Genomic DNA, 13,267 nt, shown 5'->3' with positions numbered 1-13,267 from the left:
TGGCATTGACTATCAAGCACACTGTTGAGTTCTCAAACAACCGACGCACACCATCCACGACCGGAACACCGTCCCGACCCCGTCCGGGGCAACCCCTCTAACTTAGCAGTTCCGATATCTCCGTGCAAATCGCTCGAATCTCTGATTCGTGCCATTTCGGTGATTCCGAACCCGCCCCACTCTATCAGAGCGCGCATGGCGTTCCGATCCAGAAGGATGTGGTTTTCAGCTCCGGCCCGGCCACCGGTACCCAGCCCGTGGGCTGTCTCCTCAGTGTCCGTCGGCCCGTCGGGCTGACTCAGAGAACATTACAGACGTCTCCGCCCCGCCGTCAACGCGGCAGGACGTGGCGCGCGCCACTCCCCGGGGCCGGCCCTCGGGGGTAGGCGCAGGCGTGTCGTCGACGACCGTCCCGCGAGAGCGAGGACGGCCCTGCTCCGACCTCGCGTGGGGGCCGGAGCAGGGCCGTCGGCAGCAGCTGCGCCCCGGTCAGACCGTCGCGGGCGTGGCGGGGGCCGTAGCGAGTCGCCGGGCCTCGACGAACTCCTCCTCGACGTCCGCGCCGGGCCGTGCGGTCAGCAGGCTCACCACGACGGCGGCCACCAGACCCACGACGAAGCCGGGGACGATCTCGTAGAGCGAGTCGGACAACGGGCTGCGGCCCCAGGCGAAGGCGACCACCGCACCACCGACCATCCCGGTGAGCGCACCCCACCGGGTCAGCCGGCGCCAGTACAGGCTGAGCAAGACGATCGGTCCGAACGCCGCGCCGAACCCTGCCCAGGCGAACCCGACCAGGTCGAGGATCGTCGTCGTGCGGTCCATCGCGATGAGACCGGCGACGATCGCCACCGTGAGCACGCCGGCACGGCCGAGCATGACCTGCGCGCGGGCGGAGAGGTCGCGCCGCGTCGTCATCTTCACGAGGTCCTCGACCAGCGCGGAGGACGAGACGATCAGCTGCGAGGAGATCGTCGACATGATCGCTGCGAGCACCGCGGCGAGGACGAGCCCCGCGACGACCGGGTGGAACAGCGTCTGGGCCAGGAAGAGGAAGACCGTCTCCGGGTTCTCCAGCGCCAGCCCGTTGACGTTGACGTAGGCGACACCGATCAGGCCCGTCAGGACGGCGCCGATCCCGGTCAGGATCATCCACGAGATACCGATGCGACGCCCCACCGTGGCGTCGGCGGGCGAACGCATCGCCATGAACCGGACGATGATGTGCGGCTGCCCGAAGTACCCGAGACCCCAGGCGAGGGCCGAGATGATCCCCGTGGCGGAGGCGCCGGCGACGAACGACAGGTGGTCGGCGGCAGCCGCCGTGTCCGCCGCGAGGATCCCCTCGCGCACCACGTCCCAGCCGCCCATCTCGACGATCGCCACGATCGGCACGGCGATGAGTGCCAGGAGCATGAGGAGGCCCTGCGCGACATCGGTCCACGTCGCGCCCAGGAAGCCGCCGAACAACGTGTAGGCGAGCGTGACGCCACCGACCACGAGCAGACCGGTCGTGTAGCTCATGTCGAACGAGCTCTCGAAGAACGTGCCGCCCGCGACCATGCCGGACGAGACGTAGAAGGTGAAGAACACCAGCACGATCGCGCCGGCTGCGATGCGCAGCAGGCGGGAGGTGTCTCGGAGCCGGTTCTCGAAGAAGCTCGGGATCGTGATGGAGTTGTTCGAGACCTCCGTGTAGGCGCGCAGGCGTGGCGCCACGAACTTCCAGTTCAGCCAGGCACCGATCGTCAGGCCGATGGCGATCCATGCCTCCACGAGGCCGGAGAGATAGATAGCGCCGGGAAGCCCCATCAGCAGCCAGCCGGACATGTCCGACGCGCCGGCGCTCAGCGCCGCGACCCCCGGATGCAGCCGTCGGCCGCCCAGCATGTAGTCGTCGAGGTCGTTCGTCCTGCGGAACGCGGCGTAGCCGATCCCCAGCATCAGAGCCAGGTAGGCCACGATGGCGATCGTCGTCCAGGTCTGATCGCTCATGCGATCGTTCACCCTCTCGTACGTCGTGCAGCGTCTCGCGCCCGGCGCTCCGTCGCGCCGCGCGCCCTCCGCCGCTCAGCCGCGGCGGGGTGGGGCCAGGTCAGTTCCGTCCGACGTCAGGATCGCTGCCGCCGACGTGCCTCGCTGCGGTACCGCCCCACAGGGCCCAGCAATGAGAAACGGCTCGACCCCTCGGGGATCGAGCCGTCATCTCAGCGTGCGCCCGGAGGGATTCGAACCCCCAACCTTCTGATCCGTAGTCAGATGCTCTATCCGTTGAGCTACGGGCGCAGATCATCCCGGCGCTCGCGCACCGGCCGACGAGAACATTACCGTGCCGACTGCCGATCCCCAAACCGGGAACCGCCATCGTGACCGACGCCACCGTGGCCGTGCACAGATGTCCTCACCCACAGAAAAGACCCCGGGCGTTGAGCTCCGGAGTCTTCCTGGCGGAGACGGGGGGATTTGAACCCCCGAACGGGTTGCCCCGTTACCACCTTAGCAGGGTGGCGCACTAGACCAGACTATGCGACGTCTCCTCGCAACAGGCAGGCCTCAGCCTCTGCTGCGGCGCCCAGACTACCGGTCGGAAGGCCCACGGAGCAAAAGCCAGGCCCCGGGGCACGCCCGGGAGCCGACCGCACGGCTCCCACCAGCAAGGGCATCGGCGGAGGGCGGGGGATTCGAACCCCCGGTGCGGGGTTGCCGCACAACGGTTTTCAAGACCGTCACATTCGGCCGCTCTGTCAGCCCTCCCAGGCCCCGCAGTCTAGCGGGGCCGCGACCCGTGACGGACGACGGCCGGCCCGTGGGCCGACGCCCACCGACCGGCCGCCCTCCGCACGCACCGGTCAGCTCGGGGCGCCGCCGGACCTCAGCTGACGCATGGCGAGCTGGACGAGCGAGATCAGGGTCTGCTTCGTGGCTGCCCGGGAGCGAGCGTCCGTGTAGAGCATCGGCACGTGCGCCGGGATCTGCAGCGCCTCACGGACGTCCTCGAGCCGGTGCTTGGCCACACCGTCGAAGCAGTTGACGCCGACCACGAACGGGATGCCCCGCTGCTCGAAGTAGTCGATCGCCGGGAAGCACTGCTCGAGCCGGTCGGTGTCCACCAGGACGACGGCACCGATCGCACCGCGCACCAGGTCGTCCCACATGAACAGGAAGCGGTCCTGACCCGGCGTCCCGAACAGGTACAGCCAGAGGTTCCCGGGCAGCGACACTCGCCCGAAGTCCATGGCCACCGTCGTGGTCGTCTTGCGGTCCGTCACCCCGCCCGCATCGTCGACGCCGACCGAGTGCTCCGTCATCGCAGCCTCGGTGTTGAGCGGCTCGACGTCCGAGATGGAGCCGATGAAGGTCGTCTTGCCGACGGCGAACCCACCGGCGACGACGATCTTCGTGACGGTCGGCGCCGCACCGCCGGCGTCTCCGGACGGCTTGGCCCCCGCCGTGGGAGCCGTCTGCTGCGCCGACGACTGCTGCTGCGAGGGCTGTCCGGTCGGGGCAGCCTGCTGGCTGACCGTCCCCTGAGGGGCGGTGGCCACGGGCGACCCACCGTTCGCCTGCTGCTCGGGAGCCGACTGCGTGGGGGCCTGCGGGGCGTTCGACATCTGCTGCTTCTCCTGGGGTGCACCCGCCTCGGCGCGCGTCGATCCACCGAGCACGCTCTGGCGCACCGGTGAGCTGGTCCGGGGGCCGCCGAAGGGTGACGGCGCGCCGGCGGTGGTCGCGTTCAGCCCGCCCGCCGGCGGCGAGACCGGCGCCCACGTGGGCGCCAGACTGCCGGAGCCCCCGGGCGCCGCGCTGTCAGAGGGTGGAAATGCCATTGAGAACACTCTCCAAGACGCTCAGGGAAAGCCCCGAGTGGTTGCTGCCGTGGCCCGTGTGGACGTTCACCGGGGCCGAGGTGTGCACGGTGATGTGGCCCTCCTCCTGCATGTCCGCCACGAGGATGCGGACCACCCCCAGGGGGAGCTTCAGAAGGGCCGAGAGCTCGGCGATCGACACGTACGTGTGTGCCGCGTGCTGCAGGATCGCGCGCTTCTCAGGAGTGAGCCCGAAGCTGCTGACCGCCCCGGGCATGACCTCGACCAACGCCTCGAGCGGCAGGTCGGACAGGGAGGACCGGACGCGGCCACCCGTGACCGCGTAGGGACGCACCGTGGAAGCCTCGTAGCCGTCTGCGGAGTGCGTACCCAGGGAACCGAACGGTGCGTGCGTCATCCTCTATCTCATCCAACCTGCGCTGAGCGCGTCGTGCCGTCGACGGGAAGGCTGCCCCGCATCTCGGAGATGAGCTGGGGCGTGAGGGTGGCCTCGGTACGGGACACCAGCAGCGCCATCTCGTAGCCGATGAGGCCGATGTCGCAGTTCGCCTCGGCCACGACGGCGAGGACCGAACCGTTCGAGACGTTCATCAGGAAGAGGTAGCCGTTGTCCATCTCGATGATGGCCTGGCGGACGTTGCCACCACTGAGCTGGCGCGAGGCGCCACGGGTCAGGCTCGACATCCCCGATACGATCGCGGCGAGCTGGTCGCCGCTGGTCCGGTCGAGGTGGTCCGACATCGCCATGAGCAGACCGTCCGCAGAGACCACCAGGGTGTGGCGGCTGCCCGGGACGGTCCGGACGAAGTTGTCGAGAAGCCACCCGAAATTGGTCGCTTCAGTACTGAGGGTCACGCTTCCTCCTCGTCAGGTGCGCTGAGTGCGCAGGTCACCGCTGCTGCGGAGACGATCCAGGGACATCATTCACGGTCAGGGGGTCATCCGTCGAGGCCCCGTCACCCGGTTGCCTCGGAACGTCCACGGGCGGTCGCCGACTGGAAGGCCGACAGCCGCGCGCGCAGCTGCTCCGGATCACGTTCGATGCGGGCCGAGAACCGGTCCGCGGACGCGGGCTGCTCGGCGTTCCTGCTCCGGCGGGCCAGGCCGTTCGCGGCCACCGGTGCCACCGCGGTGGGTCGGTACGTCTGCTCCTCGTTGCTGGTCGTCACGTTCTCTTCCTGGAAGACGCCGCGCTGCATGAGCGTGGACATCTCCTCGTACAGGACGGCCGAGGCCATCCACTCGGAGCGTGCCTCGACGGTGTCGGGCACGTAGTGGGGATCGAGCGGGTCCGCCTTGGCGTCCCCGGTAGCACGCAGCGGGAGCACGGACTCGCCGTAGGACCTGGCCACCGGCCGGCCCTCGTCCGCCGACGCCGCGAAGGCCGGTGCGGCGGGTTCCTCGGCCGGCGCCGGCTCGGCCGGGCGCGGCGTGGGGAGCGGGACGTCCTCGACGACCGGCGGCTGGTAGGCCACCGGCGCCGGTCGCTCCGGGGCGAACGGCTGCGGCTCCGCCGCGCGCGGCGCCTGCGGCCACCCGCTGTCGGGACGCGGCGCCTCCTGGACGGGCTGCAGCGCAGAGCGGTCGGGCGCGGAGCCCGCGGAGTCCGCGCTCACGGCGAGCGTCGGCGAGGTCAGGGGGTCGACGCCGCGCGCCGAGCCGACCGGCTCCGCCGATGAACCGTTGGTGACCGAGTCGGCCGCCGCGGCCGCGGTCTCCGCCACGGCGGGCTTGCGACCGAAGAGCCCACGCTTCCGCGACCCCTGGGCCGGTGCCGCCTCGCCACGCCGGTTCGGCAGGTCGGACATCAGGTCCTCGAACGCCGGCAGGGAGGTGAACCCGGAGTCCTCCGACTCCGCCGTCTCGTCCCGGCCACGCTCGGCAGCAACCGGCTCGCTCCGGGTCGGCTCGCTCTGGACGGGCGCGCTCGGGGCCGGTGCGGTCGCCGGAGCAGGGGCCGCCACGGACGGCGACCGGGCGGGCTCGGGTTCCTCGGCGACCGGGCTGAAGGCCACCGGCACGTCCGCCGGGTCGTCGGTCACGGCGTCGAGCTGGAGAGTGCCGTCACCGGCGCCCTCCTCGAGCCGCTCCATCGAGCGGAAGCTCGAGAAGAGTCCCGTGCGCTGCTCGGGCTCGATCGGCGCGGCCGGCGGCTCGTCCTGGGGCAGCAGCGGCATCGCTCCCGAGTGGGCGCTCGGCTCCTGCGCACCCTCGGAGGGACGCTGACGGCTCGGCAACGAGCTGCCCGACATCGCCACCTCGCTCGGCGGCGACCACGAGGCGTCCTCGGTCTGCTCCGCGGCGGACTCGTCCATGTGCGGCGTGGCCAGGGGCGGCAGGACGATCGACTCGGTCGGCAGCCCCTCGTCACCCCGACGGCGACGCGGCATGCCGGTGGACGTGGTCCCGTCCGTGAGCGCGTCCAGGTCGACCGGCTGAGCCGTCGGCGGCTCGGGCTGCGGCATCCCGAAGGACGACTGGACGGACTGCCGGTGGTCGACCGGCTGCGGCCGGGCGGCCGGCATCGGCATCGCCGACGTCGGTCGGCGGTCGATCGTGCCCTCCTCGGCGTACCGGCTCTCCGGCGCCTGCGCGGCGACGGGCGCCGGGGCGGAGGGGCTCGAGGCCGTCCGGGGGTCGGCGGGCACCGTGGCCGGCACCGCGGTGGTCAGGCCGGTCTGAGCCGGTTCCTGACCGATCTGGGCCACCGCCTGCTGCGTGGTGGTCTCGAGCGGGTCGGTCGGCTGCGGCAGGGGTACCGCGTCGTCGGCGAGGAAGAGCTCCGACGGGAACGCGACCGTGACCGTGGTGCCCTTGCCGCCCTGGCCGGCGCTGAACTCGACGACGGCGCGCAGGCGGACGGCGAGCCGGCCGACGACGAAGAGGCCGAGGCGCTGGGCGCCCACCGCGTCGGAGGCGGTGGTCGAGGCGACCTTGTGGTTGGCTTCCGCGATCTCCTCGGCCGACATGCCCAGGCCGTGGTCGCGGACGGTCACGACGACACCCCGCTCGTCGCGGGCGGTGGACACCTCGACCGGCGTGTGCGGCTCGGAGAACATGGTGGCGTTCTCGAGCAGCTCGGCGATGAGGTGCGCCGCGTTGAGCGCGTTGTGACCGAGCATCTGCGGGTCGGTGTGCAGGCTGAGCCGCACCCGGTCGTAGAGCTCGATCTCGGACGACGCGGTCCGGATCACGTCGGAGACGGGCATCGGGTTGCGGACGCGACGGCCGGAGTCGATGCCGGCGAGGACCAGCAGCGACTCGGCGTTGCGGCGCATCCGGGTGGCGAGGTGGTCGAGCCGGAAGAGGTTCGACAGCGTGCTCGCGTCCTCCTCCGACCGCTCGAGCTCGTCGAGGAACGCGAGCTGGCGGTTGAGCAGCACCTGGTCGCGGCGCGCGACGTTGACGAACATCTCGGCGATCGAGCCACGGAGCGCCGCCTGCTCCCGGGCGACCTCCATCGTGGTCTCGTTCACCTGGTTGAACGCGTGGGCCAGGCGGCCGATCTCGTCGTCGGACTCGACCGGGATCTGCACCAGGTCGATGTCAGGCGACTGGCCCGGCACCGCCATCTGCTCGACCATCTGCGGCAGGCGCTCGCGGACGTCCGCCGTGGCGACGGTCAGGCGCCGCAGCGGCGAGACGATCCGGCGGGCGATGACCAGTGCGATGACGAGCGACAGCAGCACGATGCCGAACGTGGCGACCAGCGTACCGATCGCCTGGTTGCGGGCGGCGTCGGAGACGTCCTGCGCGTAGGTCACCGTCTCGGCACGGACCTCGTCGCGCACCGGCTGCATCTGGTCGATCCAGGACTGCGAGAGCTCGGACCAGGCCGCCGCGTCCCGCTGGTTGATCCGGGAGAAGTCGAGGAACTGCAGCTGGAAGCGCAGCGCGTCCAGCTCGTCGGAGTACGCCGGGAGCTGGATGCCGAGGCCCAGCCGGTCGACGCGGTCCTGCGCAGCGGCGCGCAGCTCGTCGGTGGTGTTCAGCGCGGTGACCATCTGGCTCATGAGGTCGCCGTTGGGCGTCTCGTTGGGGCCGGCCGCGGCGGCGCGTGCGGCCTCGGCGAGCCCGAGCGCCACGATCGGCCGCTCGTAGGTGTTCGCCAGCATCGCCTCGTCCATCGCGACGTAGGCGTTCAGGCGCTCGGCGAGGGCCGAGTCGGTCGAGGCGGCGGAGAGCGCCCGGGGGATGTTCAGCGCCCGCTCGATGAGCTCGCCGTACTGCGCGGTGGCGGAGGCGGGCGTGATCTGGCCGGCGATCACGTCGGTCTGCAGGTCGTCGACCGCGCGCCGGTCCTCCAGGGTCGCGTTGATGGCGTCGCGGACGTTGGTGCTCAGGAGGTCGGTGTCGAGCGCCGCCAGCGCGTCGTTGCGCGCGTCGACCGCCTCGTCCGTCTGCTCCTGGGCCTCGACGAGACGGTCCATCGCGCCCTCGACGTCGTTCAGCGCGGCCACGGACAGCGCACGCTCCGCGGCCATCGCGGTACCGGCGCGGTCCTGCAGCTCGAGGCTGTCCACCAGGCTCGACGTCTGGCTGGACTGGATCATGTCCTGCAGCGCGCCCCACGAGATGTACGTGGCGGCCAGAAGTAGGACGAAGATCGGCACGGCGAGTGTCGCAAGGATCTTCCCGCGAACGCCCAACCTGCGGAGCATGGGGACCTCTCTCCATCACTGATCGTTCGGAGCGTCGAGAGGCGTCCCGCCTTCGCTGTCTCCGGTGTTCATCGCACCTGAGGGGGCTCCTCTGGTCACTCGACGCCGCGCGCGAGTAGCCTCCCTGTGTGTGCGAGCCGTCACGATATCGGGCGAACGCCCCGCAGGGAAACTCACCACAACTGACGTCAACCTACCCGAACCGGACACCGGAGAGGTACTGATCGACGTCGCCTCGAGTGGCGTCAACCGCGCTGACCTGCTACAACGCGCCGGACTCTACCCTCCGCCGCCCGGCGCTCCCGAGTGGCCGGGTCTCGAGATTTCGGGTACGGTCCGCCGCCTCGGAGCGGGCGTGTCGTCCCGGCGTGTCGGTGACCAGGTGGTCGCGCTGCTGGCCGGGGGCGGTTACGCCGAGCAGGTCGTCGTGCCCGCGGGGCAGACGCTGCCGGTGCCTGACGGTGTCGATCTCGTCGATGCCGCCGCCCTGCCCGAGGCCGTCTGCACCGCCTGGACCAACCTCGTGGACACGGGACGCCTGCGCCGGGGCGAGACGCTCCTGGTGCACGGCGGGTCCGGCGGTGTCGGCAGCGTCGCCGTCCAGATCGGCGCCGCCCTGGGCGCACGGGTCGTCGCCACCGCGGGCGGTCCCGAGCGGGCCGCCCGCTGCCGCGAGCTCGGCGCGAGCGTCGCCGTCGACCACCGGGCCCAGGACGTCGTGGCCGCGGTCCGGGAGGCCACGGACGGCCGGGGCGCCGACGTCGTGCTCGACGTGCTCGGGGGCGGGGCGCTGGGCGACAACGTGCGCCTGCTGGCCACCGGCGGACGGCTCGTCGTCATCGGTCTCCAGCAGGGGCGCACGGGCGAGCTCGACCTCGCCCGCCTGATGGCGAAGCGCGCCACGGTGACCGGCACCACGCTGCGGTCGCGCAGCGTGCAGGAGAAGGCCGAGGTCGTCGCGGCCGTCGGGGAGCACGTGTGGCCGATGGTCGCCGACGGCCGGGTGCGGCCCGTGGTGCACGCCCGCCTGCCGCTCGACGAGGCCGACGCCGCGCACGCGCTGCTCGACTCGGGTCAGGTCTTCGGCAAGGTGCTGCTGGTGCCCTGAGGCGCTACTCGCGACCGACGGCCGTCATGACGATCGCCCCGGAGACGAGGACCAGCCCGGCGATCTCCGGCCACGAGGGGATCTGCTGCAGGACGACGGCACCGATCACGGTGGCCGTCGCCGGCAGCACCGCGAGCAGCACCGAGAAGGTCGCCGTGCCGACGCGCCGCAGCACGACCTGGTCCAGCACGTACGGCACGACGGAGGAGCACAGGGCGACCACGAGCAGGAAGCCGAGCAGCGGCAGGTCGAGCACGACCGTCGGCACCGACGCGCCGAAGAACGGGGCGAAGACCAGCGCGCCGACGAGCATGCCCACCGCCAGCCCGTCGATCCCGGCCCCTCCCCCGGCGACGCGCTTGCCCAGGACGATGTAGCCGGCCCAGCACGCGGCGGCGGCGAGGACCGCCACGAGCCCGACGACGACGTCGGCCCGCGGCAGGTCGCCCTCCAACGTCACGCCGGCGAGCAGCACGACGCCGGCGGCGGCGACCACGATGGCCCCACGCTCACGCCAGCCGCGCCCGGTGATCGCCGCGACCGCGACCGGCCCGGTGAACTCGATCGCGACGGCGACGCCGAGCGGCAGGTGGTCGATCCCGACGTAGAAGACGATGTTCATCGCCGCGAGGGCGGTACCGAACAGCCCGGCCGCGACGACGTCGTGCCGCGTCCATCGACGGCGCCAGGGACGTCGCCAGGCGAGCAGCACGACGGCGGCGAGGACGATGCGCCACCAGCTCACGGTGGGCGCGCCGAGGGTGTCGAAGAGCCCGACCGCGACGGCCGCCCCCAGGTACAGCGTCAGGCCCGAGACCACGAAGATCGCGGGAGCGGGCACCCGGTCCAGCGGCCCGCCGGCCACCGACGTCGGCGGGCCGGGCGGGACGGGAGAGGTGGCGTCGGGCACCTGGGGAGCCTACGCCGGGGCGGGGAGGCGCACCGCGCCTGCCGTCCACCGTTCGGGAGATGTGAAGGAATCGCGGCGATAACCTGGACGGGACGTGATCCGTGCCCTAGGTTCGCGTCCGGTCGCCACGCCCGTGACGACCGGACCACCGCACAGAGGGACATCCATGAGCTTCGGCACCGCCGTCAAGACCGTCTTCAGCAAGTACGCCACCTTCTCCGGCCGCGCCCGCCGGTCCGAGTTCTGGTTCTGGGCCCTCTTCGTGTTCCTCGTCGGCGCCGTGCTGGCGATCTTCGTGAGCGCCACGAACGGCCTCACGATCGACGCCGAGACGATGACGCCGACCTTCGGCGCCACCTACTTCGTCGCCGCGCTGATCCAGCTCGCGCTCGTCCTGCCGAACCTCGCGGTGACCGTGCGCCGGCTGCACGACACCAACCGCTCGGGCTTCTGGTGGTTCATCGGCCTCGTGCCGCTGGTCGGCCCGATCGTCCTGCTCGTGTTCGTGATCCTCGAGGGCACGCGCGGCCCGAACCGCTTCGGCCCCGACCCGCGCGTCACCGACGCCGCGGCCCCCGTCGCCCAGGTCTGAGTCCCACCCGGCCCCGCGGTCGGGCGGCCACGGCCGGCCCGGCACCGGTGCGGGGACGGAAGAGCCCCGCGACGTCGTCACTCCCGAAGTGGAGCGCCCCCTGGGGCGCGTGAACGCGACGTCGCGGGGCTCTTGCGTGCCCGCAGCACCCGGCCGGCTCAGCCCTTCACGGCCCCCGCCAGCATCCCCCGCACGAAGTAGCGCTGCAGCAGCAGGAACACGACGAGCGGCACGACCATCGCGATGAAGGCGCCGGCCGTGAGGATGTGCCAGTCGCCACCGCGGGAGCCGGCCAGCTCGGCGACCGCCACCGTCAGCGGCCGGTACTCCGGTGCCGCGAACGTCAGGCCGACGAGCAGGTCGTTCCAGACCCACAGGAACTGGAAGATCCCGAACGCCGCGATGGCCGGGACCAGCAGCGGGAAGAGCACCCGGAAGAAGATCTTCACGTGGCCCGCGCCGTCGACCCGGGCCGCCTCCACGAGGGACCGCGGGATGTCCTTCATGAAGTTGTGCAGCAGGAAGATCGCGAGCGGGAGCGCGAAGATCGAGTGGGAGAGCCACACCGTCCAGAACGAGCCCTGCATGCCCCACTGGTTGTAGTTGGTGAGCAGCGGCACGAGGGTGACCTGGATGGGCACGACCTGCAGGGCGAAGACGCCGACGAACAGCAGGTCGCGGCCCCGGAAGTCGATCCAGGCGAACCCGTAGGCCGCCAGGAGCGCCACCGTGATGGGGATGACCACCGCCGGGATCGTGATGACGAAGGTGTTGACGAACACCTCCGACAGGTTGCTGCCGTTGCCGTAGAGGGCCTGGTCGTAGTTGTCGAGCGTGAACTCGGCTTCTCCGGAGAAGATGCCCGGCAGGACGGTCCACCAACCGCTGGTGCGGATGTCGATCTCGGACCGGAAGGACGTCACGAGGAGCCCGACGGTGGGGATCGTCCAGAGCACCGCCAGGATCACCGCGGTCAGGGAGGCCCAGGGCGACGTGAGGCGCCCCTTGGTCGCGATCGCGCGCTTCTCGAGCCGGCTCAGCTTGCGCGGCTTGGTCGGCCCGGTGTCCTCGGTCTGGGGCACCGAGGTCGGGACGGCGGGAGTGGTGCTCATCGGATCTCCTCCGACCTGCGCATCTGGCGGACGTTGTACGCGACGATCGGGATGACCAGGATGAACAGCACCACGGCCAGCGCAGAGGCCAGTCCCTGGTTGTTCTGCCGGAACGCCTGCGTGTAGAACTCGTTGGCGATGACCTGGGTGCCGAACTGCCCGCCGGTCATGGTCCGGACGATGTCGAAGGCCTTGAGCGTCGCCATGGCGATCGTGGTCAGCACCACCACCAGCGCCGGGCGGATGCTCGGCACGGTGATGTAGCGGAACATCCCCAGCCCGTGCAGGCCGTCCAGCCGCGCGGCCTCGACGATGTCGTCCGGGATGGCCTTGATGGCCGCCGCCAGCACCGTCATGGCGAAACCGGTCTGGATCCAGATCATCACGAGGATGAGGAACCCGGTGTTCCACGGCTCACCGATGAGGAACTGCTGCGGTGGCAGGCCGAGCCAGACGAGCACCTGGTTGAGGAGACCGATCTGCGCGACGCCCGGCTGGTCGGGTCGGAACTCGTAGACGAATCCCCAGATGATCGAGGCACCGACCATCGAGATCGCCATCGGGATGAAGATCATCGTCTTGGCGACCTTCTCGAAGCGTGCCCGGTCCACCAGCACGGCGTAGACGAGTCCGATCAAGGTGCTCAGCAACGGCGCCAGGATGACCCACGCCGCCGTGACGACCAGCACCTTCTGGAACGTCCCGACCGTGAGCATCTGGACGTAGTTGTCCACACCCACGAACTCCGTGCTGGTGCGGTTGAAGACCGACTTCCAGAGGGTCTCCAGCCCGGGACGCAGCAGCCCGAACGCGATGAGCAGGAGCGCCGGCCCCACGAACCCGACGGCGACCACCCACGACGGGATGCGCCGCGGCCGGTCCACCAGGAACAGGATCAGGCTCATCACCCCCGCGAAGAGGAGGATCGCCACCGCCATCACCGCGAACTTCTGCCCCGGGGTATCGGGTTCGAGCAAGAACTCCGTCAACCAGTCCACGACTCACCTCCGCACAAGATAGGGCCGGTCCGGCCCGTCGGACGCGCGCGGCGTCCGAC

General features: G+C 70.9%; 10 protein-coding genes and 3 tRNA genes. 2 read left to right on the top strand and 11 right to left on the bottom strand.

The annotated features are described in order from the left end of the window. Positions 1–489: 489 nt before the first annotated feature. The 8 genes from putP to MWU57_RS17245 form a co-directional block, all read right to left on the bottom strand. A complete protein-coding gene (gene putP, locus MWU57_RS17280) occupies positions 490–1,995 on the bottom strand; it encodes a sodium/proline symporter PutP (RefSeq protein WP_246910903.1) in 1,506 nt (501 codons plus the stop codon). A 218-nt stretch (positions 1,996–2,213) separates the two neighbouring features. Next, positions 2,214–2,286 (bottom strand) — tRNA-Arg (locus MWU57_RS17275). 159 nt (positions 2,287–2,445) lie between these two features. Beyond that, a tRNA-Ser gene (locus tag MWU57_RS17270) sits at positions 2,446–2,537 on the bottom strand. 129 nt (positions 2,538–2,666) lie between these two features. Next, positions 2,667–2,754, bottom strand: a tRNA-Ser gene (locus tag MWU57_RS17265). Between the two features lie 95 nt (positions 2,755–2,849). Beyond that, the gene (locus MWU57_RS17260) at positions 2,850–3,611 is read right to left on the bottom strand and encodes an ATP/GTP-binding protein (RefSeq protein WP_374108587.1); all 762 of its coding nucleotides are present in this window, start codon (positions 3,609–3,611) and stop codon (positions 2,850–2,852) included. Between the two features lie 196 nt (positions 3,612–3,807). Continuing rightward, positions 3,808–4,224, bottom strand: a complete 417-nt coding sequence (locus MWU57_RS17255; protein ID WP_106265242.1) for a DUF742 domain-containing protein — start codon at positions 4,222–4,224, stop codon at positions 3,808–3,810. Positions 4,225–4,232: 8 nt separating this feature from the next. Then, positions 4,233–4,682: a roadblock/LC7 domain-containing protein gene (locus tag MWU57_RS17250; protein WP_106265244.1), complete on the bottom strand. Its 450-nt coding sequence runs from the start codon at positions 4,680–4,682 to the stop codon at positions 4,233–4,235. Between the two features lie 101 nt (positions 4,683–4,783). Next, on the bottom strand, positions 4,784–8,440 hold the full coding sequence (locus MWU57_RS17245) for a nitrate- and nitrite sensing domain-containing protein (protein ID WP_246910902.1): 3,657 nt from the start codon (positions 8,438–8,440) through the stop codon (positions 4,784–4,786). A 178-nt stretch (positions 8,441–8,618) separates the two neighbouring features. Between MWU57_RS17245 and MWU57_RS17240 the strand changes: the two genes are divergently transcribed. Further along, complete coding sequence (locus MWU57_RS17240) at positions 8,619–9,596, top strand: NAD(P)H-quinone oxidoreductase (protein ID WP_246910901.1); 978 nt, start codon at positions 8,619–8,621, stop codon at positions 9,594–9,596. A 4-nt stretch (positions 9,597–9,600) separates the two neighbouring features. Here MWU57_RS17240 and MWU57_RS17235 read toward each other — a convergent pair whose 3' ends face one another. After that, the gene (locus MWU57_RS17235; RefSeq protein ID WP_246910905.1) at positions 9,601–10,437 is read right to left on the bottom strand and encodes a DMT family transporter; all 837 of its coding nucleotides are present in this window, start codon (positions 10,435–10,437) and stop codon (positions 9,601–9,603) included. Between the two features lie 235 nt (positions 10,438–10,672). Between MWU57_RS17235 and MWU57_RS17230 the strand changes: the two genes are divergently transcribed. Then, entirely contained in the window at positions 10,673–11,098 is a 426-nt protein-coding gene (locus MWU57_RS17230; RefSeq protein WP_246910900.1) for a DUF805 domain-containing protein, read from the top strand. A 158-nt stretch (positions 11,099–11,256) separates the two neighbouring features. Here MWU57_RS17230 and MWU57_RS17225 read toward each other — a convergent pair whose 3' ends face one another. Both MWU57_RS17225 and MWU57_RS17220 read right to left on the bottom strand, forming a co-directional pair. Continuing rightward, positions 11,257–12,210: a carbohydrate ABC transporter permease gene (locus MWU57_RS17225; RefSeq protein WP_106265252.1), complete on the bottom strand. Its 954-nt coding sequence runs from the start codon at positions 12,208–12,210 to the stop codon at positions 11,257–11,259. Continuing rightward, entirely contained in the window at positions 12,207–13,148 is a 942-nt protein-coding gene (locus MWU57_RS17220) for a carbohydrate ABC transporter permease (protein WP_246910904.1), read from the bottom strand. The genes MWU57_RS17225 and MWU57_RS17220 overlap by 4 nt, the downstream gene beginning before the upstream one ends. Between the last annotated feature and the right edge of the window lie 119 nt (positions 13,149–13,267).

The organism is Isoptericola sp. S6320L (assembly GCF_023015685.1).
Taxonomy (GTDB): Bacteria; Actinomycetota; Actinomycetes; order Actinomycetales; family Cellulomonadaceae; genus Isoptericola; species Isoptericola halotolerans_A.
The sequence above is the reverse complement of the archived record's forward strand: the minus strand, read 5'-3'. Positions and strand labels throughout refer to the sequence as shown.

Excerpts from the sequence above, each read along its gene's own strand:
- putP (WP_246910903.1), bottom strand. The coding sequence starts at position 1,995 with ATGAGCGATCAGACCTGGACGACGATCGCCATCGTGGCCTACCTGGCT.
- MWU57_RS17260 (WP_374108587.1), bottom strand. The coding sequence starts at position 3,611 with ATGTCGAACGCCCCGCAGGCCCCCACGCAGTCGGCTCCCGAGCAGCAG.
- MWU57_RS17255 (WP_106265242.1), bottom strand. The coding sequence starts at position 4,224 with ATGACGCACGCACCGTTCGGTTCCCTGGGTACGCACTCCGCAGACGGC.
- MWU57_RS17230 (WP_246910900.1), top strand. The coding sequence starts at position 10,673 with ATGAGCTTCGGCACCGCCGTCAAGACCGTCTTCAGCAAGTACGCCACC.
- MWU57_RS17225 (WP_106265252.1), bottom strand. The coding sequence starts at position 12,210 with ATGAGCACCACTCCCGCCGTCCCGACCTCGGTGCCCCAGACCGAGGAC.
- MWU57_RS17220 (WP_246910904.1), bottom strand. The coding sequence starts at position 13,148 with ATGGCGGTGGCGATCCTCCTCTTCGCGGGGGTGATGAGCCTGATCCTG.